The 21,196-nt window shown below is 64.4% G+C and carries 21 protein-coding genes; 14 read left to right on the plus strand and 7 right to left on the minus strand.

The features are described from left to right. Positions 1–33: 33 nt before the first annotated feature. A complete protein-coding gene (locus F562_RS0114010; RefSeq protein ID WP_018157599.1) occupies positions 34–1,302 on the plus strand; it encodes an NAD(P)/FAD-dependent oxidoreductase in 1,269 nt (422 codons plus the stop codon). 9 nt (positions 1,303–1,311) lie between these two features. Here F562_RS0114010 and F562_RS0114015 read toward each other — a convergent pair whose 3' ends face one another. After that, positions 1,312–1,632 carry a putative quinol monooxygenase gene (locus F562_RS0114015; protein ID WP_018157600.1) on the minus strand — a complete coding sequence of 107 codons (321 nt, stop codon included), beginning with the start codon at positions 1,630–1,632 and terminating at the stop codon, positions 1,312–1,314. Between the two features lie 140 nt (positions 1,633–1,772). Between F562_RS0114015 and F562_RS0114020 the strand changes: the two genes are divergently transcribed. From F562_RS0114020 to F562_RS0114045, 5 genes are all read left to right on the plus strand, one after another. Beyond that, on the plus strand, positions 1,773–2,528 hold the full coding sequence (locus tag F562_RS0114020) for an IclR family transcriptional regulator (protein WP_018157601.1): 756 nt from the start codon (positions 1,773–1,775) through the stop codon (positions 2,526–2,528). Between the two features lie 503 nt (positions 2,529–3,031). After that, complete coding sequence (locus F562_RS19345; RefSeq protein WP_018157603.1) at positions 3,032–3,481, plus strand: hypothetical protein; 450 nt, start codon at positions 3,032–3,034, stop codon at positions 3,479–3,481. A 9-nt stretch (positions 3,482–3,490) separates the two neighbouring features. Next, positions 3,491–5,080, plus strand: a complete 1,590-nt coding sequence (locus F562_RS0114035; RefSeq protein ID WP_018157604.1) for a GMC family oxidoreductase — start codon at positions 3,491–3,493, stop codon at positions 5,078–5,080. Between the two features lie 66 nt (positions 5,081–5,146). After that, complete coding sequence (locus F562_RS0114040) at positions 5,147–5,416, plus strand: hypothetical protein (protein WP_018157605.1); 270 nt, start codon at positions 5,147–5,149, stop codon at positions 5,414–5,416. Continuing rightward, positions 5,413–5,931: a hypothetical protein gene (locus F562_RS0114045; protein WP_018157606.1), complete on the plus strand. Its 519-nt coding sequence runs from the start codon at positions 5,413–5,415 to the stop codon at positions 5,929–5,931. The genes F562_RS0114040 and F562_RS0114045 overlap by 4 nt, the downstream gene beginning before the upstream one ends. Here the strand turns inward: F562_RS0114045 and F562_RS0114050 are convergent. Next, entirely contained in the window at positions 5,918–6,418 is a 501-nt protein-coding gene (locus F562_RS0114050; RefSeq protein ID WP_018157607.1) for a nitroreductase/quinone reductase family protein, read from the minus strand. The two genes, F562_RS0114045 and F562_RS0114050, sit on opposite strands and share 14 nt — an antisense overlap. A gap of 96 nt (positions 6,419–6,514) precedes the next feature. On the opposite strand from F562_RS0114050, the gene F562_RS0114055 reads away from it, so the two are divergent. Beyond that, complete coding sequence (locus tag F562_RS0114055; RefSeq protein ID WP_018157608.1) at positions 6,515–7,552, plus strand: 1-aminocyclopropane-1-carboxylate deaminase; 1,038 nt, start codon at positions 6,515–6,517, stop codon at positions 7,550–7,552. Here the strand turns inward: F562_RS0114055 and F562_RS0114060 are convergent. Continuing rightward, a complete protein-coding gene (locus F562_RS0114060) occupies positions 7,549–8,526 on the minus strand; it encodes a formylglycine-generating enzyme family protein (RefSeq protein ID WP_018157609.1) in 978 nt (325 codons plus the stop codon). The two genes, F562_RS0114055 and F562_RS0114060, sit on opposite strands and share 4 nt — an antisense overlap. A gap of 233 nt (positions 8,527–8,759) precedes the next feature. Here F562_RS0114060 and F562_RS0114065 point away from each other — a divergent pair, with 233 nt between their 5' ends. The 3 genes from F562_RS0114065 to F562_RS0114075 all read left to right on the plus strand — a co-directional run bounded on the left by F562_RS0114065 (position 8,760) and on the right by F562_RS0114075 (position 12,141). Further along, entirely contained in the window at positions 8,760–10,970 is a 2,211-nt protein-coding gene (locus F562_RS0114065) for an MMPL family transporter (RefSeq protein WP_026181285.1), read from the plus strand. 109 nt (positions 10,971–11,079) lie between these two features. After that, on the plus strand, positions 11,080–11,724 hold the full coding sequence (locus F562_RS19350) for a winged helix-turn-helix transcriptional regulator (RefSeq protein ID WP_018157611.1): 645 nt from the start codon (positions 11,080–11,082) through the stop codon (positions 11,722–11,724). Positions 11,725–11,760: 36 nt separating this feature from the next. Further along, complete coding sequence (locus tag F562_RS0114075) at positions 11,761–12,141, plus strand: VOC family protein (RefSeq protein ID WP_018157612.1); 381 nt, start codon at positions 11,761–11,763, stop codon at positions 12,139–12,141. Here F562_RS0114075 and F562_RS0114080 read toward each other — a convergent pair. After that, positions 12,128–13,318: a macrolide family glycosyltransferase gene (locus F562_RS0114080; RefSeq protein ID WP_425386862.1), complete on the minus strand. Its 1,191-nt coding sequence runs from the start codon at positions 13,316–13,318 to the stop codon at positions 12,128–12,130. The two genes, F562_RS0114075 and F562_RS0114080, sit on opposite strands and share 14 nt — an antisense overlap. A gap of 97 nt (positions 13,319–13,415) precedes the next feature. Next, positions 13,416–14,009 (minus strand): flavin reductase family protein, encoded by a 594-nt coding sequence (locus F562_RS0114085; protein WP_018157614.1) that lies wholly within the window; start codon positions 14,007–14,009, stop codon positions 13,416–13,418. A gap of 533 nt (positions 14,010–14,542) precedes the next feature. Here F562_RS0114085 and F562_RS20830 point away from each other — a divergent pair. Further along, positions 14,543–15,106: a hypothetical protein gene (locus F562_RS20830; protein ID WP_156822673.1), complete on the plus strand. Its 564-nt coding sequence runs from the start codon at positions 14,543–14,545 to the stop codon at positions 15,104–15,106. 195 nt (positions 15,107–15,301) lie between these two features. Next, entirely contained in the window at positions 15,302–16,597 is a 1,296-nt protein-coding gene (locus F562_RS0114095) for a hypothetical protein (protein ID WP_018157616.1), read from the plus strand. Positions 16,598–16,668: 71 nt separating this feature from the next. Here F562_RS0114095 and F562_RS0114100 read toward each other — a convergent pair whose 3' ends face one another. Then, a complete protein-coding gene (locus tag F562_RS0114100) occupies positions 16,669–17,442 on the minus strand; it encodes a GTPase domain-containing protein (RefSeq protein WP_026181286.1) in 774 nt (257 codons plus the stop codon). A gap of 80 nt (positions 17,443–17,522) precedes the next feature. Between F562_RS0114100 and F562_RS19355 the strand changes: the two genes are divergently transcribed. Both F562_RS19355 and F562_RS0114110 read left to right on the plus strand, forming a co-directional pair. Next, the gene (locus tag F562_RS19355; RefSeq protein WP_018157618.1) at positions 17,523–18,263 is read left to right on the plus strand and encodes an MOSC domain-containing protein; all 741 of its coding nucleotides are present in this window, start codon (positions 17,523–17,525) and stop codon (positions 18,261–18,263) included. 48 nt (positions 18,264–18,311) lie between these two features. Next, positions 18,312–19,829 carry a sugar porter family MFS transporter gene (locus tag F562_RS0114110; protein ID WP_281164240.1) on the plus strand — a complete coding sequence of 506 codons (1,518 nt, stop codon included), beginning with the start codon at positions 18,312–18,314 and terminating at the stop codon, positions 19,827–19,829. 25 nt (positions 19,830–19,854) lie between these two features. Here F562_RS0114110 and F562_RS19360 read toward each other — a convergent pair whose 3' ends face one another. Next, the gene (locus F562_RS19360; RefSeq protein WP_040386010.1) at positions 19,855–21,141 is read right to left on the minus strand and encodes an aspartate aminotransferase family protein; all 1,287 of its coding nucleotides are present in this window, start codon (positions 21,139–21,141) and stop codon (positions 19,855–19,857) included. Positions 21,142–21,196: the final 55 nt, after the last annotated feature.

Below are 21,196 nucleotides of genomic sequence, written 5' to 3' on the forward strand. Positions count from 1 at the left end.
AGGTGACCCTTACCACACGGGTAGATTCGAAGTATGTCTGAAACTCCGGTGGTGTTGATCGTGGGCGGTGGCTTCGCAGGGCAGCGCGCCTACCGCGAACTGAGTGGTCAGGGTTACCAGGTGCGCTTGGTGGACCGGCACCCGTATTCCAACTTCCAGCCACTGCTTTACCAAGTCGCGACCGGCGGCTTGAACCCCGGCGATGTGGCGTACTCGCTGCGGGAGTTCGTTGCTCGCAAAGGTGGCCGGGGCAGCATGTTCCGGCGGGCCACCGCCACCGGCATTGACCACGAGAACAAGCAGTTGCTGGTCAGCCGGGGCGAACCCATCCCCTACGACAAGCTCATCCTTGCTGCGGGGGTCGGGGCCAACTATTTCGGCATCCCTGGCGCTGAAGAGAATTCGCACACGATCTACACCCGCGGCGACGCGCTCAATGTGCGTGACCTGATCTTCACGGGGCTAGAGCGGGTCGCGGCTGGGGAGGACCCCGACGGGCGGTTCACCGTACTCGTGGTCGGTGGTGGTGCGACTGGCGTCGAGATGGCCGGCACTCTCGCGGAGATGAAATCCGAGGCGCTGCCGTTGGTCTATCCCGAGTTGAGCACGGACAGCATGCGGGTTGTGCTCGCCGAGATGGCACCCACCCTGCTCGGTCCGTTCAAGCCGGCGCTGCAGGACTACACCCTGGAAGAACTGCGCAAGCGCGGTGTCGACGTCAAGCTCAACACCGCGGTCGAGGAGGTACGCCCCGGCCGGGTCGATCTCGACGGCGATTCGCTTGACGCGGATCTGGTGATCTGGGCGTCGGGTGTCGGTCCGCACGAGACGGTGAAAGATTGGAACGTCCCGTTCGGCAAAGGCGGGCGCATCGTGGTGGACGAGCATCAGCGGGTTGAGGGTCACCCGGACGTGTACGCCGTCGGCGACTGCGCTATCCGCCCCGACGAGCCGCTGCCGCAATTGGCGCAGCCCGCGATCCAGAGCGGTCGCCATGCCGCCAGGCACATCATGGCGACCGACCGCGGCGAGTCGATCCCGCCGTTCAGTTATCACGACAAGGGCACGATGGCCACGATCGGCCGCAATGACGCGGTCGTGCAGTTTCCCAAAGGTCAGTCGCTCACCGGGTTCCCGGCGTGGGCGCTGTGGGCCGGCGTACACCTCGCGACGTTGCTGGGTGGACGCAACCGGGTCCAGGCCATGATCAACGGTGGTTTCCGCTACATGGCCTGGCCCAAGTCCGCCACCGCGATCGTCGGCGACGTGGTGACCCTCGACGAGCGGGACGAGCCCAACTGATCGGAGGGGCTAGCCGACTTCCATCTCGCCAAGGTCGTCCCACTCGTCGGCCTGACCCTGCATGTTGCGCACCTTCGGCGTCTCGGCGAGGTACTGCGGCAGGTCGGCCTGCGCCTGCTTGAAGTGACCGCTGGTGACGTGGGCTTCGGCAGCGTCGTCATCGAAGGCCTCGACCACGACATATTCGGTGGGGTCATCGACACTGCGCGACCAGTCGAAGAACCGGTTGCCCGGCTCGGCGCGGGTCCCCTCAGTGAAAGCGCGCGTGAGTTCTGGCCATTGGTCGGCGTACTCCGGCTTCACTTTCCACTTCACAACGATCAAGATCATGACTACTCCTCGCGTGGGAACATCTGTGCCGACACCAGCATCGCAGGCCGGCGCGGCGTGGGTGGAGGGTGCTCTCACCTGGTGATAACCGCAGGCTGAATCGCGACGCGGGCGCGACACCGTGACCTAGGCTGACCGGCATGTCCGGCTCGGTCTCTCGCACGCTCGACATCCTTGAAGTGGTGGCGACTCGTGGTGGTGCTTCCGCCAAGGACATCGCCGCCGAGACCGGGTTGCCGCTTCCGACGGTCTACCGCCTGGTGCGTGAGTTGCTCGACGGCGACTATCTCGTACACATCAGAGGCGAGCAACGCTTCGAGCTCGGGTTCAAGGTGCACGCGCTCGGTCGGTCCCTGCACGCCCAGGTGGGTGTGTCGCGAGAGGTGTACCAAGCGGTCACCGCGTTGCACCAGCAACTGCACGTCGCGGCCTATCTGGCGATCCACCGCGGGTCGCAGATCGTCGTGGTCTTCACCGCCGACTCGCCGGAATGTCCTCGGTTGACCCCGATTGAGGTCGGCTATCACGAGGCAGCGCACGCCACCTCGCTCGGCAAGATTCTGCTCGCCAACATGGACACCGAGGAACGTCTTCTGCATCTCGACCCGGAGCCGATGCCGAAGTTCGGCCCGGGAACCATGACGACGCACGCCGAGCTGTTTGCGCAGCTCGACGAGGTTGCTGGACGCGGAATCGCATGGGAATACGGGGAGTTCAAGGAGGGGGCGACCTGCGCAGCGGCCGCAGTGCGAGATCGCACCGGCACACTCATCGGCTCCGTCGCAGTGTCGGCACCCGACGCGCGGCTGGAGTATGGCAAGACCAAGACCGAGCAGGCGCTCCGCGCGACAGCCTCCCAGGTCAGCCGGTTCTATCGGCTGAACGCCAGCTCCTGACCAACGCCGGTCGAGCGCAACGCCGGTCGAGCCCCTAGCGCTGGTCGAGCCCCTAACGCCGGTCGAGCCGCTAACGCCGGTCGAGCTTGTCGAGACCTCTTGCCTTGGTCTCGATACGGCTCGCGCTGGGGCGCTCGCCTACTCGACCAGCGGTGTGTGGCGGGGTCTTACGACGGTTGGGCCCCTAGCGCTGGTCGAGCCCCTGACGCTGGTCGAGCTTGTCGAGCTTGTCGAGACCTCTTGCCTTGGCCTCGATACGGCTCGCGCCAGGGCGCTCGCCTACTCGACCAGCGGGACGACCGGCGGAGTGTTGCTCGCCCGCTCGCCCGGCGTGGTGACTGCGCCTTCTCACTGGCCGATAACTGCTCTGGGCGGCGGCCGCGTAGCGGCTCTATTGTGACTCAGGTCACGTCAGTGCGCGGTCTGGATACGGCTCGCGCCAGGGCGCTCGCCTACTCGACAGGCGGGACGACCGACGTGGAGTTCAGTATTCGGAGGTTCTGATGACCGATCTCAAGGCAGTGCTGGTGCGCGTGCTGCGTGCCGCCTACCCGCATGAGCAGTTTCCTGATGGGCCGTATGAACGTACGGCCGACACCATCTTGGCTGGCGTTGAGGATGACCTGTGGCATCGCGTCGCGCTGGAGAGTGGTCTGAAGTCGTTGCAGGACAGCGGATTTCAGGACCTGAGCGATCAAGCGACAGAAGCGGTTCTTCAGGAGATCGCCACTGCCGAGTTCTTTGCCCACATACGTGGAGTCGCGGTCGTGACGCTCTACAACGACCACGAAGTATGGGAGCTGCTGGGTTACGAGGGCGCCTCGTTCGATCAGGGCGGCTATGTCAATCGCGGGTTCAACGATCTCGACTGGTTGCCGGACCCGAGGGTCGAGGAGTACGACGGCCCCGACGAGTTCGTCGCCGTGGCCGACCAAGACCAGCCGACGGTGTGAGGAGCCGACATGAGTGACACCCAGACCCAGTTCGGAACTCCGATTGACCACGAGACCGAGGCAGTCGTCATCGTCGGTTCCGGTGCAGGCGGCGGCACGGTCGCCTACGAACTGACCCAGCGGGGCATCCCGTGTGTGGTGCTGGAGGCTGGCCCGTTCCTCAAACCTGAGGACTATGAGAACGACGAATGGGCGGCGTTCAACCAGATGGCCTGGCTGGACCAGCGCACCACGTCCGGCAGTTACCGGATTACCCGTGACTTCCCCAACCTGCCTGCCTGGATCGTGAAGGCGGTGGGTGGTACGACCACGCACTGGAGCGGCGCCACTCCGCGCTTCCACGAGCACGAGTTCAAGGCGCGCACCCACTATGGAGAAGTCGCCGGGGCGAACCTGCTCGACTGGCCCATCACGCTGGCTGATCTCGCGCCGTACTACGAGCGCGCGGAGAAGGCGATCGGCTCGACCCACCGACATGGACGACCACCGCTGCCAGCGAACAACAACTACAAGGTCCTGGCCAACGGCGCCGAACGCATCGGATACCAGTTTTACGCGACGGGCCCATATGGCACGAATGCTGAGCCGTACGACGGCCGCCCGGCGAGCATTCAAGATGGCTTCAACTTCCAGGGTGACAAGAGCACGGCGAAGTGGAGCACCGCCGTGCGAGAGATTCCGCGGGCGCTGGAGACCGGCAAGTGCGACCTGCGGGCGCTCAGCCACGTCGTGCAGGTGACGCACGACGCGAAGGGCCGAGCCAATGCCGTGCTCTACCTGGATTCTGAAGGCAACCTGCACCGCCAGGCGGCCAAGGTTGTCTGCGTCGCGGGCAACTCCATCGAGACCCCGCGACTGCTCCTGATGAGTGCTAGCGCTTCGCATCCGGACGGCCTGGGCAACTCCTCGGGACAACTCGGTCGCAACTACATGCGCCACACGACCGGGTCGGTCTACGCCCGCTTCGACCAGCCCGTACGGATGTATCGAGGGGAGACGATGGCCGGCATCGTTGCTGATGAGGCGCGCCTGGACACCAGCCGCGGATTCGCCGGGGGGTACTACATGGAGACGCTGTCCCTCGGCCCCGCCTTCCTCGCGGCCTTCGCCGAACCCGGTTCGTGGGGAAGGGAATTCACCGAGATCCTGGATGCGTACGCCAACACCGCCGGCATGTGGATCGTCGGTGAGGACATGCCTCAAGAGTCCAACCGAATCACCCTGGACGGCGCCGCGAAAGACCAGTGGGGTCTGCCTGCCTCCAACGTGCACTTCGACGATCACCCCAACGACGTCGCCATGCGCGAGCACGGCTATCGGCGCGCCGATCTGCTCTACGAATCGGTGGGCGCGACGGGGACCCACCACACCCCGCCGTACCCGGCGACGCATAACCTCGGGACGGCCCGGATGAGTGCTCGACCAGAAGATGGTGTGGTCGGTGCATACGGTGAATCCCACGACGTTCCAGGGCTTTTCGTGAGTGATGGCTCAGTCATGACGACCGGTGCTGCGGCCAATCCCACACTCACGATCGTGGCGCTCGCGATGCGCCAAGCCGAGCACATCGCCGACCGGTTCGCGCGGGGAGACCTGTAGCCCGCTGCGTACGTCATCGTCAAGATCTTCTTGACAAAACTCCGTGCGTCAATGAATCATTGACGCATGGCTACCAACATCAAGACCGTGGACTACTCCGCTGGCATCGCCTTGATACTTCCGGGTATCGCGTTGACGCTGGTGTCCGCCAGGTTCGACGGATTCGTCAAAGGCGCGTGCCAGGGCGCCGGCATCATGATGCTCCTCATCGGCGTCTATCTGATCGCCGCCCGGATGAGGAAACCAGCTGCGCGCGCGGACACCGACGGCATGTGGTTGCCGAGCCGCGACGGTGACGCCTCCCATGACGACACACCCCGCGACGACGCCCGATGACATCCCTTCCTGATGCCATCGGTCGGGCGATCCTTGCGGACACCGACGGGTCGCCTATCACTCTCGTACGGCGAGCTGCCGAAGCCGACCAGGCCGCAGGCGACTTGCTCCAACAGGCCGTGACTGCCGCTCGCGCCCAGGGCCATAGTTGGACCGAAGTTGGCGAGGCCCTCAACCTCACGCGCCAGGCTGCGCAGCAACGGTTTGGCAAGGGTGGGCGAGAGGACGAAGTCACTTCAGGTGAAGAGTCCGGTGAGCGCTGGCTCGGGCCGGTCACTGGGTTGGATGAGATGGCCGAGTTAGCGCTAGCGGGTGACCAGGGCTGGCACACGATCGGCGCCGGAATGCTGCGCCATCGGATCGTTCGTACCTCCACTCGGTGGGAGCACAGGCGCATTCTGTGGGGTCCGTTGTCGCGGTACGAAGCCCAGGGCTGGCAGGTCGGCTGCCGTGCCTTTCCCTGGATTTATCTGATTCGGGACACTGGCGAACCGGTCACCGTCAGCGAGCGGTAAGGCGGAACACCCGAAGCTCTCGATCCGTCCGGGTCTTGTAGACGGCGTACACCGAGGCGGATTCCACCATCGTGGCGAACCCAGCGTCAGCGTCGGCACCGCGCAGCCGTTCGGCGCGAACCGGCACCTCGACCCCGCCGATGATGATGTTCGCGTCGGGGTTGGCGATGAGATTGCCCGTCCAGGCGGGGTGGTGTTCCTGGCCGAAGTTGGATCCGACCACGATGATCGACTCGCCATCGCGGGCATAGAGCAGCGGGCTCACGCGCTTCTGGCCGGACTTGCGGCCGATCGATTCCAAGAGCATGGACTGGACGCCCACCGGGCCTAGCACGCTGCGCTTTCCGCGGGTCTTCACCATGACCTTGCGATCCAGCGGCATAAGTTTGCGGATGGCCCACGAGCCGGGCTTGGTGGAGGCGAAAAGTATCGCGCCCTTGTTGAGGGCTTTGATGTTGCCCCAGCGGTACTCCGGGATGGCTGTCATGACCTGATCTAACCAGGACCAAGCGCCCGGCGTCCGATACCGGCCACACTTGATTCAAGGCCACCAACCGCGCGGCCGTCGAGACCGGAGGCATTGATGAGACTGCACGAGTTCCCCCGCTACCCCTTGACCTTCGGACCGAGCCCAATCCATCACTTGAAGCGCGTCTCCGGCCACCTCGGCGGAGCCCAGGTCTGGGCGAAGCGGGAGGACGTCAACAGTGGGCTTGCTTACGGCGGCAACAAGATTCGCAAACTCGAGTATCTCGTACCGGACATTTTGGAGTCCGGCGCTGATGTCCTGGTCTCGATCGGCGGCTACCAGTCGAACCACACTCGACAAGTTGCCGCCGTGGCTGCGCACCTCGGCCTGCAGTGCCGACTGGTGCAGGAAACCTGGGTGCCCTGGGAAGACCCCACCAACAGTCAGGTGGGAAACATCCTGCTGTCCCGCATGATGGGCGCCGACAGTCGACTGGACGACGCCGGCTTCGACATTGGAATCCGCGACTCCTGGAAGCAGGCGCTGGAGGAGGTTGAAGCATCCGGTGGTCGGCCGTATGCCATCCCCGCCGGCGCTTCCGAGCACCGACTCGGGGGCCTGGGCTTTGCGAACTGGGCGTTCGAGGTCGCTGAGCAGGAGAAGGCCCTCGGTGTCGTCTTCGACACCATCGTGGTGTGCACCGTCACCGGCTCGACCCACGCCGGGATGATTGCCGGGTTCGCCGCACTAGAAGATCTCACAGGCATCACCCGCCGGGTGATCGGCATTGATGCCTCCGCGACCATTCAGAAGACCCGCGACCAGGTCGGTCGAATTGCCCGCCACACAGCCGAACTCATCGAACTAGGCCGTGAACTGCGCGATGACGAGATCGAGGTTCTCGACGGATGGGCCGGTGAACTCTATGGCCTCCCAGTCGATTCGACGATGGAAGCGATGAGCTTGGCGGCGCGGCTCGAAGCGATGATTACCGACCCGGTCTATGAGGGAAAGTCTTTCGCCGGGCTGATTGACCTGGTACGCACCGGTGAGATTTCGGCAGACTCGAACGTGCTGTATGCCCACCTCGGCGGCCAGCCTGCGCTCAACGCCTATCACCGCCTATGGGACCCCGACGCAAGCCCTCTCTAGCGGACGACGGCGCTGTCGCTGGCGACGCGGAAGCCGGTGTTCCCCGCGGTGCTGTCTGGCGTGTTGGCGGAGCGCGCGGCAACCCGATAGCGATTGCAGTAGGAGTCGTGACAAAGGTACGAGCCGCCCCGGATGACCTTTGCCGGCCCGTCCTTGGGTCCGGTCGGGTTCGCGCACGGGCTCGGGGAGTGCGTCGTACCCCACCAGTCAGCGCACCACTCCCAGACATTTCCCGCGACGTTGTAGAGGCCAAAACCGTTGGGGTAGAACGCATCCACCGGGCAAGTTCCTTTGTACCCGTCTTCTGCCGTGTTCTTGGTGGGGAAGTGACCTTGCCAGATGTTGCAGTGATGCTCGCCGCTAGGCGTGAGTTCGTTGCCCCACGCAAAGCGTTGTTGCTCGAGGCCGCCGCGGGCGGCGTACTCCCATTCCGCCTCGGTCGGGAGTCGCACGCCTGCCCAGGTGCAGTAGGCCATCGCGTCGCGCCAGGACACGTGCACGACCGGGTGCATGCCGCGCTCGCGGGTGTCGCTGCCGGGTCCCTCGGGCGCGTTCCAGGTCGCGCCGTCGATGCCGCACCACCACGGCGCAGCATCGGGCCGTGGTGCGCCTCGGCGCAGGTGAGCGGGAAGGAAGCTGGCGAAGACGTAGGACCACCCGAACTCCTCGGCGTCGGTGACGTGACCCGTCGCTTGAACGAAGGCGGCGAACTCATGATTCGTGACTGCATGGGGGGCGATGTGCAGCGGGGCGATCTCCACCGAGCGCACCGGAGCTTCACCGTCCCCGGGGAAGCCAGCCACGTCATCCGTACCCATCAAGAACGTGCCGCCCGGCAGGCTGAGCATCGGAACTGTTGTGCCGGAGGGGTATTCGCCGCCAGCAGTGGGTAGGGAGGATCCTGACACCGTGGGAGCGGTCGCCTCGTGGGATCCGCGGGAGGGCGCGCAGCACGCAGCGGGTTCGTCCGACATGCTCTCAATTGTTGCGGTTGGTGCTGCCGCGTGCCGACAACCCCACCCCGACCAAAGAACGAACCACTACGACTCACGGCTAGTTCTGTGTGACCTTGGCCTCTGAAGTGGCCGATTGGTACGGCACGGCCCAAGACCTACCGCAGAATGATCAGCAGGGGGGCGCCTGCGTCGGATCGACCTGGTCCCGTCATGCCGAAACCGCCTCTGGCGGACTGACTAGAAAGTGTGCGATGGCTTCATTTCTCTACAAGGTGGGTCACTTCTCGTACCGACGATGGTGGGCCGTGCTGGCTGCCTGGATCGTGGCGGCAGTGATTATTGGCGGGGTCAGCTCTGCCGTATCCAAACCGTTCCAGGACGACTTCGAGTTGCCTGGCAGCGAAGCGGTGACGGCTCAAGAGGTGCTGGCCAAGGAGTTCCCGAGTGCTACCGCCGATGAATTGTCGACTGCCACGATCGTCATGCAGTCCAGCAACGGCAAGAAACTGACGGAAGGCGCTAACGCAGCCGCCGTCGAGAAGGTCGTGCGCGAGTTGCGTGAGGTCAAGCAGATGACCCCGGCGCAGCGCGCGGCCGTCGTCAACCCGACGCGGGGGCCGACTGCCGCTGAAACGCTCAGCAAGGACGGCACCGTTGCGGTCCTGAAAATCGCGTTCGACGCCAAGCCTGAAGGCGCAGAGACCGGAGTGACTGACAAAACCATCGAGTCGGTGACTGCCGCGAAGAAGGCGGGCCGCGATGCAGGCCTGGTCGTCGAGTCCGCTGGTACGGCTAACGAGGCCATCGTCGAACCACCCGCCGAGCTGATCGGTATCGCGGTTGCGATCCTCGTCATGATCATCACCTTCGCCGCGCTGCTGTCGGCTCTCATGCCGCTCGGTGCCGCCATCGTCGGCATCGCCCTGTCGACGTCAATCATCGGGATCGGCACCGCTTTCCTGACCTTGGGCACCTCGACCACCGGCCTGTCGACCATGATTGGTCTCGCGGTCGGAATCGACTACTCCCTCTTCGTGATTTCCCGATATCGAGCCGAGCTGCAGACCACTGACGACCGAGCGCACGCGGCCGGAGTCGCGGTCGGTACGGCAGGCTCCGCCGTCATCTTCGCCGGTGCCACGGTCGTCATCGCCCTCGCCGCGTTGTCGCTGACGGGTCTGTCGTTCCTCGCCCAGATGGGCCTTGGCGCCGCGGTCACCGTGGTCCTCGCCGTGTTCGTCGCGCTCACCGTGCTGCCCGCCCTGCTCGGACTGTTCAAGGGGATCGTCTTCAAGCCGCGGATTCCGCTGCTGTGGACCCCGGAACGCTCGAAGCATCGCACGATGGGAGACCGTATTGGTACCGAGTTCACGAAGCGTCCGTGGCCGTACCTGCTTGCTTCAGGTGCGATCTTGATTCTCTCCGCCATCCCGATCACTCAGCTTCAACTTGGCCTGGACGTTGCTGCGCAGTCGGACAAGGCCGCGATGAAGATCGAGGCGCAGGCCTTTGGCGAGGGCAAGCGATCCCCGCTCATTGCTGTTGTGGACGCGGACAGCAAGCCCGAACTCACCGCGGCCGCAGGCAAGTTCGCGTCTGAGGTGAAGGGTCTGGACAACATCGCTGAAGGTGGCGTGATCGGACCTATCCCAAACAAGTCCGGAACCGCCGCCCAGATGATTGTCGTGCCCGAATTTGGGCCTTCATCGCCGGAGACCAAGGATCTGCTCGAACAGATGCGCAGCCGTGCGAGCTCGGTGGGCGACTCAACCTCTACCTATGTCGGGGTTGGTGGTGTCGCGGCGATCAACGCGGACTTTGCCGACGCGCTGACGAGCAAACTGCCGCTCTACATGCTGGTGGTCGTCGGGCTGGCCTTCATCTTGCTGATGATCGTCTTCCGATCTGTCGTCATTCCGCTGATCGCCTCGCTGGGATTCTTGCTCTCGATCGCGGCGACGTTCGGTGTCACAGTCGGCTTCTTCCAGAACGGTTGGCTGGGTTGGATCGGCCCCGACGACCAGGGTCCGATCTTGGTATTTATGCCAATCTTCTTGATAGGCATCGTGTTTGGGCTGGCGATGGACTACCAAGTCTTCTTGGTGAGCCGGATGCGCGAGGAGCACCATCACGGCGCATCGCCCCACGAGGCGATTCGTACGGGCTACCGAGCCGGTGCGCGCGTGATCACCGCGGCCGCGGTCATCATGATCTCGGTGTTTGCTGGGTTCACGCTCTCCAACGAGACGTTCCTGAAGTTGATGGGCTTCGCCATGGCGGCGGCCATCGTCTTCGACGCGTTCCTGGTGCGCATGGTGATTATGCCGACCATGATGGCGGTCCTCGGAGAGCGCGCCTGGTGGATCCCGCGCTGGCTCGACCGAATCCTCCCGCGGATCGACGTTGAGGGCGAGGACCTTCGGCCGGCCGCGGAGGCAGACACCGGGCCGGTCCAGGTCTAGCACCAAGCACGTGGTCCCCGTGGGCGCGGCGAGTATGCCGCGCCCACGGGGATTCTTTATGGGCCGGACTGTGGTAGTTTTTTGCTACTAGAATTCAGGAGGGGTCAACATGGGGCGTTCCTACGGCCAGTTTTGTGGTCTCGCTCGCGCCGCCGAACTCGTCGGTGAGAGGTGGACGCTGCTCATCCTGCGCGACCTCTCAGTCGGGCCCGCACGGTTCAGTGAACTGAAGTCGGGACTGACGGGTATCGCCGCCACCATGCTGACGGCACGACTGCGCGACCTTGAGGAAGCCGGCTTGATCAGCAAGCAGGAGACGAGAGTTGCTACCACCTATGAACTTTCGGAGTCAGGTCGCACGGTCCTTCCGGCACTCGCCGCACTCAGCCTCTGGGGTGCGTCCACGATGGCGGCGCCGCGGTCGGGTGAGGTCGTCACTGACCGGTCGCTAGCCGCGATGCTGGCCACGACGCGTACGTCCGCCCGGGTCTCGCCGTTCGTCGTCGAACTGCGCGCGCCGGGAGCAGCTGCACACGCCAAGGTGACGCGTACAGGCGTCGAGGCGCGTCCCGGTCGTGCCGAAAATCCCGGAATCATCGTGAGCGGCCAGGGCCTGCGGGCACTGCTCGCTGACCCGTCGCAAGCGGACCATCTCGTGGCGGGTGGGCACTTGACCACCGAGGGTGACTCTGACCTACTTACCCGCTTCGCGGCAGCATTCCATGCACCGTTTGCCGCGAAAACGCACGCCTGAAATCTCTTCACCACCAATGTGATTCGAGGAAATAGCATGAGCAAAACTATCCAGCCAGAGCCGATCCAAGGCCTCCCCATGGTCGGCATCCATGTGACCGACACGGACCGTTCGATCGCGTTCTATCAAGACGTACTTGGCCTGAATGTCGTCGGGGACGTTCCCATGGAACAACTCGGGGGCCGCATGGTGATCCTGACCGTGCCCGGTTCTCAGACGGTCTTGAGCCTGTTTCCCGGCGGGGACATGGCGCTGGCCTATACCGGAATTCGGCTCAGTGTCACCGATGCGGCCGCGTGGCATCGCTACCTTCAGGACGCTGGGGCAACGGTGAGCGAACTACTCGAATGGCCAGGCGTGCCACCAATGTTCGAGTTCGAAGACCCCGACCGCAATGGTCTGGTCATCGTGTCCTGAGCGCGTCCTCAAGGATGTCCACGGCGCGCGCGGTGCCACCTTCGCCTCGGGCAGCATCGGCGAGCGTGCGCAGCCGCGCTGCAACTGGTTCCGTGAGCAACTCACCAGCGGCATCGCGGAGGCGCTGAGCGGTGGCGTCGTCAGTGTCGATCCGACGTGCGACGCCAAGCTCGACCAGGGTGTCGGCGTTGGTGAACTGATCGACATCCTGCGGGACCGCGATCATCGGTACTGCGTGGGATAGACCCTCACTTGCGCCGCCCATCCCGGCGTGGGTCACGAAGAGGTCGGCCTGAGCGAGAACTGAGACCTGGGGGATCCACCGGTGAACCTCAACGTTTTCCGGAACATCACCTAACACCGCCGGGTCGACATGCTTGCCAATCTGCAGCACGACATGCCACTCAGGGAGCCCGCCGAAGGCGGCTAGGCACTGCCGATAGAACTCTGGTTGGTCGGTGTAACTCGACCCGAGTGAGACCAATACGACGCGCTCGGCGCTCACCGGGCGCTGCCACTCGCCCTGGCTCAGGCGGTCGCCAGTGCACGGGCCGACGAAGCTGATGCGAGCGGCGTCGACCCGGTCCGCGTGGGGTTGGAGCGCCCGAGGGATCATCGCGATGGCCTGAGGCGGAACGCCCGAAAACTCCCAGGCATCAATCGTTTTCGCCCCCTGCTCGCGCAGCCACGCGCCAAAATCGGCGGCGTATTCCCCGGCCCCGGGAAGGGAGGCAACCTGGTGCCCAATCTCTTCGGCGTAGCCCTCCCACGCGACGTACGTCGGCGAAAGCTGAACGAAGGGACGCCCGTGCGCCTCCGCCAGGACCCGACCGCCATACCCGCCGATGTCGGCGAGATAGAGATCGGCCGGTTCGGCGTCCAGCACCGCACGCACCTGCGCCAGGCCCTGCGCCGCGTCGTCGAAGAACGCGCGCATCGACGCGATCGGGTCGCTCGGCCAGTCCTCGTGCGGCAGCGTCGACTGGCACGGGATCAACTCGGCGCCAGTCTCTTCGATGAGGTTCCGAAGGTCAGGGGAGTTGACGACTCGGACCCGGTGCCCGCGTGCCACCAGTTCGCGCAAGATCTCCAGGCTGGGAAGGGTATGGCTGATGGCGTTGACGCCAAACATAGCGACAGTGCTCAATGGGGTGCTCCCTCGGTCGGGGCCGCCCAGCTGAACGCTAGGCGGTGGGCAGGCACCTCGTGGCTGAGGTGAACGGGACCCACGCTAAGCACGACGGCAGGCACCTCGCATCCCACTTTTCAGCGGGTCAGGGCCGAGTGTGGCGTACGACCTCTGGTGGTCGACCCCACTCGTCCCGCCCCAGACGACTCATGGGAGCCAGCGCCTCCATGGTCGGGTGCTCGTCGTCAAGGGCGTCCTCCTCGACGGTGATGGCCACAACCTCGCCGAGCACAAGCGTGCTGTCACCGATCGGGATGGTCGAGTGCAGCCGACACTCCAGTGATGCGGGGGAGTGGCGTACGCGCGGCACAGTGACAACTTCACTGGGCTCCATCTCGATGTTCAGAACGCTCGCCTCGTCCTGCTCGGGAGGTAGCGGCGCACTGCTAGCGTTGATCGAATCCGCCATCGCCTCAGTCGCGATGCTGATCACGAATTCCTTTGTGGCTTCGATGTTTCGGAGCGAGTCCTTGATGCCGACGGAGGTGAACTGCACGATCGGAGGGGAGGTGCTCGCCACGGTAAAGAACGAGTGCGGCGCCAGGTTGCCTACGCCGTCTGCGCCCAGCGACGAAACCCAGGCGATCGGCCGTGGCACGACCAGCGAGGTGAGCAGCGGGTAGGCCTTGACGTTCGGAGAGTCGGGTCGGAAAACCCGACGAGGCTTGATGTCGTTCATGGTTCGAGGGTAGAGGGGTCGATGGGCGACGGGGGTGGCCGCGTACCGTCTGCACGGTGAAAGCAGTGGAGTGTGACGAGTGAGTGCGCGGCATGCGGCACCTGGCGTTGGTGCTCTGGGCGCGACGCCCTGACCGCGACTTGGAACATGGGGATGTGATCACCCCAACGCAGGCGCAGAAGGGTGCGGTTTACGAAGGACGCCGCGTACCGAATAGCGATCAACCATGATCGCTGCCACGGAGAATCAGGGCTCTCACAATGGAGGCGGGTGTTAGGTGCTTCACCTTGATGGTTGGCGGGCGTGGGTTATGTCCTGGGTCACGTGTTTCCTCGTGACAACACTCATCACCTACGCCCTTCAACGCCGCCCGCTGTCGTCGATATTCTGCGGATTCTTCACGGCAGCATTTTTCGTCTTGTGGACGTATTGGCCGTTTCCCCGAAATGAAGATGACGTGAGTAGTCAGGGTAACTTCGGGCAAAAGAGGTGACGGGATGGCGGGCCTGCAAGGAAGTGAGTCGAGACCTTTCATGAAGTTGACCATCGTGCGGGAGCACGGATATATGGGCATTCTTCGCAGACTGCCAGTGGCAGTTAATGGCCAACTGTTCTGGTTAAGACCCGGGCATCAGGCAGAAGTGGAAGTCCATGCCACGAAAATCGAGATATCTAGCACGATGGACTGGCTCGAGCCGAGTTGTTGGGTCTTGTCTGGTCCACCGTCGGTAAAATCTGCTGAGATTCGCTTAAAACCGCATGGGTTATTTGATTCGCTCTCACCTGCGCAGTCGCAGTTGGAAGCGAAGGTGGTTGGCTCGTCCGACTTCGAACTCCGGCAGGTCGATTTTTCCGAGCTCGCAAGCCCGGTCGATTTTTCTGCTGACGACAGAGTGCGGGGGCCGCTTTTGGTGTCGCTGGTTGTCGTGTTTCTAACCGCCTGGGTCGCGGGTCTCGCTCGCGCCGCGGTGTCAGACAACCCGACGGGTTGGTGGCTGGTCGTGCCGCTCATTGGCATGGGAGGCGCGGTGTTGTCCGGGGGTCGGCTGTATTCGCAGCGGGTGTCCGCAGCCCGTGTCCGACGCCGCTCGAGATAGGGGCGCTCTCGGCCGTGGTTGGCATGTGACCAGGATGAACGGACGGTCAACGTACTCCCGAGTTTGTGCCACGGGGCTGCCATCTTTTGACCATTTCTTGGTAAAGCCCATACCGAGAGCGTGAACACGCTTCACATACTTCGCTCACAGGCCCCACCACCCAAGCGGGCCGTTGGCCGAAAGGAAGCGCACATCATGCGTGGAGTAAAGGTATTGGCACTGGTCGCATCGGCGAGCATCGGAGTTGCGGGCCTGGCCGCCCCCAGCGCCATGGCCGCGCCGTCGTCTCAATCTGTGGTTTCGGCATCGACAGCTGATGACGCGAAGCTCAAGAAACTCTACGACAAGCTCGTGGCTCTGATGCCTGCCGACGCGAAGGCGAGGCAGCAGGCGGCGAGGGCGAAGGTCGACATCCATCTCAGCCCGCAGCAGGAGGCGGCGCTGGGCCTGATGGAGCGCATGAGCAAGGACCGCGCGGCACTGAAGAGCAAGGGCGCCTCGCGAACGGCCATCGAAGCGATTGACCCGACCGACTACGACTGTGGGCCCACCAAACTCCAGGCGCAGGTTCAAGGACTACTGACTGGTGTTAATCAGTGGACGATGCTATCCCTTACGTTTTCCCGCATTCTGGAGTACGCGACATATGACGCGTTGTACTACGCGACGCCGAAAGACGCGGACTACGACTTGCGAACCAGCGCTGGCCCGCTCAACACCTCTTTCGAGCAGTCGAAGCGGTTCTGGGACGTGCCACTGAACGACGTCAAGCTGTTCGGGATGAAAAAGAACATTTTCGCTGACCTCAACAGACTCACTCAAGCAGTCCAAGCGACCCTCGGAGTCGGTCCAGCAGATGCCGCAGAGATCGCCAAGGTCACCCAGGCGACCATTCAAGCGGACCCGGCACTGAACGGTGGTGACCACCCCATCTTCACCCTGGGTGCGTTCGCCTTCAGCGGCGAGGGTGAAGCCGATCCGACACTGCGCAGGATCTCCGATCGAGTCATTGTCGGTGAAGGCATGTTGTCGGTTCTGGTGGGCAGCGGCAACGGTCGCGTCGGTCCGCAGGCCGTCGTGGCGCACGAGATGGCCCATCACGTGCAGTACGAAATTGGCTCGTTCGACTCCCCTGACAAAGGGACGGCAGAGGGAACCCGCCGCACCGAGCTGATGGCCGATGGCTTCGCGTCGTACTTCGGCGCCCACAAGAAGGGCATGAACGCCACCCCCTCGAAAGTGCTGGAGTTCCAGCGCACCTTCCACCTCGTGGGAGATTGCAGCTTCACCTCAGGCGGCCACCACGGCACCCCGAATCAGCGCCGCGCGGCCTCTGCATGGGGAGCGGCCACGGCGGCCTACGCCAAGGACCCGAACCGGATCAAGTCGGCGAAGGCTACGGAAACCGCGTTCACGAAGGTCTTGCCAGAGTTGGTCGCGCCGGACGCCCCGGTGACAGCTAAGGCCTACCGGTCCAAGGTCGCACCCTGACTTAGGTGAGTCGATCGGACTGATGGTGCGCTAGAGCGCACCATCAGTCCGATCGAACAACGGGGCTTTGCTTAGACGTGTCCGCTCAATTGCGCCATCCGAGTCTCCAGGGCGGCGATCTGGGCTTCTTCTGACTGTGCGCTGACGGCGATCACGTCCACAGCGAGGCGGGCACCGCCAGCCAGCGAGCGCAGTTCATCAAGTTTGTTGCCGAACGGCGATCCGCTGCCGGGGGAGTAGTAGTGCAGCGCCTCGGTGACCTGGTCGGGAAACAGATCAGACTTGGTGACCACGATGACCAACCAGATCGGCCGGTCGCGGCGTACGGCCAGTGAGGCAATGCGATGGGCAGTGATCGCCCAGTCGTCCAGTTCGGTGGACATCAACTGATCCCGCGTCGCCTCAGCGGGTCCGCTGACCCCCGCTGCACGGCGCGGGGTGGCGTGTCCGAACGAGACGACGTGCAGGATCCCGTCGACCGGTTCATCGTGGAAGACCTCATCCAGCGCGCCGAGTCGGGTTGCGGCGTTGTCGCCGGGCACGACCCGAAAACGGAAACCCTGCAGGCGAGCTGAGCGCTGCGTACGCCGCTCCATGGTCGCCGAACCGACCTCAAGGTGCTCGTCGGCTGTCGTGCGGCGCACGAGCCGGTCGACCAGTTTGGTCTTGCCGACTCCCGTCATGCCGGTCACCGCGACCAAGGGGTAGCGGCTGCGGAATGCGTGCGAGGCCTGATTCGGAAGCCGGGACAAAGCAGCAAGGGCGCCCGCGACACCGGTACTGATGGCGGCCCCGGCCGGGCTGCTGAGCGCGGCTCGACCGAGATGGCTGCTGGAAGAGTTCATGGGACTGCTGACCTCGTCGACGTCGATGTTCCGTGCCACAGTAGCCGCGTCCCATTGACGTTCCGACGAGAGGCGGCACCGTGCCGGTGACCCGGATTGGGCTGTCCCTGCTCAAGGGGACGCGCCACCGCACCCTGAACCGGCTCGACCTCGACGCCGCAGGAGCCCATGGCGATCGAGAACTGTGCCTGATCGACGTCGAGCGCGATCGAATACTTCGCACCATCGAAGTGCCTTCGCTCGTTCCGGTCGAGGCGTTCTGGGATGGCGATGACCTAGTGGTTCGGATGCCAGGCGGCGAGGAGGTACGCGCCCCGCTGGTGTCGAGCGCGCCACCAGCCAGCGCCGACTACTGGGGCCGTGCGGCGTCGATCACCCGGCAGGCGAGCCCGCATGCACAGGTGCTGTCGGCATACCTCGGGCGGCCGGTGGAACTTGCGCGCGCGGCGCGCGGAGACATCATCTTCCGCGAGAGCATTTCGGTGGTGACTTCCGGCGCCCTGACGCGTCTCGCCGAGCGGGTCGACCTTGCGACGGAGCCGCTCGCGGAGCGCTTTCGGGCCACCTTCACCCTCGACGCCGAGGACGATCCGCCGGTTGGTTCCCGGTTGCGCCTCGGGGAGGCCGTCATCGAGGTCACTAGACCGATCGATCGATGTGCGGTGGTCGACATCGCCCCGACGACAGGGGTGCGTACGTCGGGAATCCTGACCGCGCTCCCCCTCGTGGATGGAGCGCCCACGATGGGAATGGCCGCGCGGGTGGTGACGGCCGGGGCGGTACGCACCGGTGACCCGGGCAACGTCATGTCCACTCCGTGACCGGATGGCCCGATTCCCCCCACCGAGGCCGGGTGCGGGAGATACTCCCTGAACGCCTCGTCCAGTCAGGAGCTCGGTATGTCATCGCAGCCCGCATCACCCCCCAAGGACTATCGCATCGCGAAAGTCATCCAACTGGCCTTCGTTGCCGCGCTCGGAGGCTTCCTCTTCGGGTTCGACACCGCCGTGATCAACGGTGCGGTCACGCCTATGCGCGAAGACTTCGGGATGGGTGCCGGACTCACCGGATTCGTGGTCTCCTCCGCCCTGCTCGGCTGCATGGTCGGTGCCTACCTCGCGGGTCGACTGGCCGATAAGTGGGGCCGAATCCGCGTGATGGTGGTCGCCGCGGCGCTCTTCACCGTCTCGGCCATCGGCTCGGGCCTCGCGGTCGGGCCGTGGGACATGATCGTCTGGCGTGTCATCGGCGGTCTTGGCGTGGGCGCCGCCTCGGTGATCGCGCCGGCCTACATCGCCGAGGTGTCTCCCGCAGACATCCGTGGCCGGATGGGCTCGCTGCAGCAACTCGCCATCGTGTCCGGAATCTTCGTCGCGCTGCTCTCTGACTACGCGTTGGCTGCGGGCGCCGAAGACGGCGCAAACTCCAGCTTGGCGCTTGGCTTGGACGCGTGGCGGTGGATGTTCATCGTGGAGATCGTCCCAGCGGTGGCATACGGCGTGCTCGCGTTAACCATCCCCGAATCGCCGCGCTATCTCATGCACTTGGGGCAGGAGAAGAAGGCGCGCGAGGTGCTCTCCTCGGTGCTCACGGCGGGTATCGAAGAGCGGATCAAAGAGATTCGCCGCACGATCGTCGCCGACCACAAGTCCTCAATCCGCGATCTGATGAAGCCAGGCGGCGGGGTCCTGCCGATCGTCTATATCGGCATCGCCTTGTCGGTGTTCCAGCAGTTTGTCGGCATCAACGTGATCTTCTACTACTCCTCCACGCTGTGGCAGGCGGTCGGATTCACCGAGGACGACGCGCTCAAGCAGACCGTGATCACCTCAGTGACCAACATCGTGGTCACGCTGGTCGCGATCGCACTCATCGACAAAATCGGGCGTCGCAAACTGTTGATGATCGGTTCGAGCGGCATGTTCTTGGCGCTCGGCACGATGATGGTCATCTTCCTGACCGCTCCCCTCGAACTCCCGGCCACCGCCGATGTGCCTGGCGAAGGGACGGTGAAGTGCGTGACGGAGACGGCCGACTGTGTCCCCGCGCCGAACCTCGACATGGCCTTCCTCGGTGATGCCAGCGGACCAGTCGCGCTGATCGCGGCAAACGCCTTCGTCGTGTTCTTCGGAATGTCCTGGGGCCCTGCGGTCTGGGTGCTGCTCGGCGAGATGTTCAACAACACCATCCGCGCGACAGCGCTGGGTGTTGCGGCCGCCGCGCAGTGGCTCGCCAACTTCGCGATCTCGACGTCGTTCCCGGTGTTCGCCGATATCGGTCTGGGATTTGCGTACGGCTTCTACACCGTCTTCGCCCTGCTCTCCTGGTTCTTCGTCATGAAATTCGTGCCGGAGACCCGGGGCATCGAGTTGGAGGACATGGAGTGACCGCGACATCGGGCGGTCGCCGAACCTAGCGGGAGGCGACCGCTTCGATGGACTCCTGGAGAATGTCCATCCCGTGATTCAGATCGTCAACTGAGACGGTGAGAGGCGGAGCGAGGCGAAAGATCCCGCCCATCCCGGGAAGTTGCACGATGTTGACGTGCAGCCCGCGTTCCAGGCAGGCGGCCGTGACGTCGACCCCCATGGCGTCGGCAGGAGTCCGACTCGCGGAGTCGGTCACCAACTCCAGTCCTTGCAGCAGCCCGCGTCCGCGGACATCGCCGACGACGTCGTATCGCTCGTGCAGGTCGAGCAGTCGGGCGCGCAAGTGGTCGCCAAGCTCGGCCGCGCGGGCAACCAAGCCGTCGCGCTCGACGATGGCGAGCACGGTACGGGCGACGGAGGCCGCCAACGGGTCTGACACGTGGGTGGTGAAGAACAAGAACCCGCGCTCGTGGCAGGTCGCCTCGATGGCGTCGGACGTCACGACCGCCGCGACGGGCAGGCCCGCGCCGAGTGTCTTGGACAAGGTGAGAATGTCGGGCGTGACGCCGTCGCGCTCAAAGGCATACATGCTGCCCGTACGCCCCACACCGGTTTGCGCCTCATCAAGGATCAGGAGCATCCCGCGCTCGTCGCAGTACTCCCGCAGCCGCGCGAAATAGCCCACTGGAGGCTCGATGATGCCGCCTGAGGAAAGGATCGGCTCGACCAGAACGGCGGCGAGGCTGCCACTGGACTGCCGGTCGATCAGCCCAAATCCGTAGTCGAGTTCGGACTCCCAGTCGTAACTGCCGTCGGCGTGCCTAAACGGCGAGCGGTAGGCATTCGGGGTCGGGAGCGCCAGGCTGCCCGGCATGGCTGGTCCATACCCCTGATGCCCCGCAGAGAACGTGAGCGAACTACTGCCCGAGGTCATCCCGTGCCAAGAGCGGTCGAACGAGACGACCTCATATTTGCCGGTATATAGCTTCGCCATCCGCAGCGCCGCTTCGTTCGACTCCGCGCCCGTGGTCAGGAGCAGCACCTTGGATAGATCGGCCGGCAAGGTCGCCGCCAGCTCGCGCGAGAACTCGATGACCGGCGGGCTAAGCATCCCGCTGTAAAGGTGGTCGAGGTGGGTGAGCGCCTCCGTGGCGCTCGCGACGATCTCCGGGTGGCCGTGGCCCAGGATCGCGCTCATCTGCCCAGAGGTGAAGTCGAGGATGCGGCGACCCTGATCGTCGGTGAGCCATGATCCGCTGGCCTCGGTGATGGTGCGTGGGCTGAAAGCGGGGCTGTAGCGGACCAGGTGTTCTGCGGGCGTGGGGCTCATGGACTTACGGTGCCAGATCGGCATCCAATGTGGACTACTGGCGCGTGTACTCGCG

It is taken from the genome of Demetria terragena DSM 11295, from assembly GCF_000376825.1.
GTDB classification, from domain to species: Bacteria; Actinomycetota; Actinomycetes; order Actinomycetales; family Dermatophilaceae; genus Demetria; species Demetria terragena.

Bases quoted from the DNA above. Each gene is read 5' to 3' on its own strand.
- F562_RS0114010 (WP_018157599.1), top strand. From the start codon at position 34: ATGTCTGAAACTCCGGTGGTGTTGATCGTGGGCGGTGGCTTCGCAGGG.
- F562_RS0114015 (WP_018157600.1), bottom strand. From the start codon at position 1,632: ATGATCTTGATCGTTGTGAAGTGGAAAGTGAAGCCGGAGTACGCCGAC.
- F562_RS0114020 (WP_018157601.1), top strand. From the start codon at position 1,773: ATGTCCGGCTCGGTCTCTCGCACGCTCGACATCCTTGAAGTGGTGGCG.
- F562_RS19345 (WP_018157603.1), top strand. From the start codon at position 3,032: ATGACCGATCTCAAGGCAGTGCTGGTGCGCGTGCTGCGTGCCGCCTAC.
- F562_RS0114035 (WP_018157604.1), top strand. From the start codon at position 3,491: ATGAGTGACACCCAGACCCAGTTCGGAACTCCGATTGACCACGAGACC.
- F562_RS0114040 (WP_018157605.1), top strand. From the start codon at position 5,147: ATGGCTACCAACATCAAGACCGTGGACTACTCCGCTGGCATCGCCTTG.
- F562_RS0114045 (WP_018157606.1), top strand. From the start codon at position 5,413: ATGACATCCCTTCCTGATGCCATCGGTCGGGCGATCCTTGCGGACACC.
- F562_RS0114050 (WP_018157607.1), bottom strand. From the start codon at position 6,418: ATGACAGCCATCCCGGAGTACCGCTGGGGCAACATCAAAGCCCTCAAC.
- F562_RS0114055 (WP_018157608.1), top strand. From the start codon at position 6,515: ATGAGACTGCACGAGTTCCCCCGCTACCCCTTGACCTTCGGACCGAGC.
- F562_RS0114060 (WP_018157609.1), bottom strand. From the start codon at position 8,526: ATGTCGGACGAACCCGCTGCGTGCTGCGCGCCCTCCCGCGGATCCCAC.
- F562_RS0114065 (WP_026181285.1), top strand. From the start codon at position 8,760: ATGGCTTCATTTCTCTACAAGGTGGGTCACTTCTCGTACCGACGATGG.
- F562_RS19350 (WP_018157611.1), top strand. From the start codon at position 11,080: ATGGGGCGTTCCTACGGCCAGTTTTGTGGTCTCGCTCGCGCCGCCGAA.
- F562_RS0114075 (WP_018157612.1), top strand. From the start codon at position 11,761: ATGAGCAAAACTATCCAGCCAGAGCCGATCCAAGGCCTCCCCATGGTC.
- F562_RS0114085 (WP_018157614.1), bottom strand. From the start codon at position 14,009: ATGAACGACATCAAGCCTCGTCGGGTTTTCCGACCCGACTCTCCGAAC.
- F562_RS20830 (WP_156822673.1), top strand. From the start codon at position 14,543: ATGAAGTTGACCATCGTGCGGGAGCACGGATATATGGGCATTCTTCGC.
- F562_RS0114095 (WP_018157616.1), top strand. From the start codon at position 15,302: ATGCGTGGAGTAAAGGTATTGGCACTGGTCGCATCGGCGAGCATCGGA.
- F562_RS0114100 (WP_026181286.1), bottom strand. From the start codon at position 17,442: ATGAACTCTTCCAGCAGCCATCTCGGTCGAGCCGCGCTCAGCAGCCCG.
- F562_RS19360 (WP_040386010.1), bottom strand. From the start codon at position 21,141: ATGAGCCCCACGCCCGCAGAACACCTGGTCCGCTACAGCCCCGCTTTC.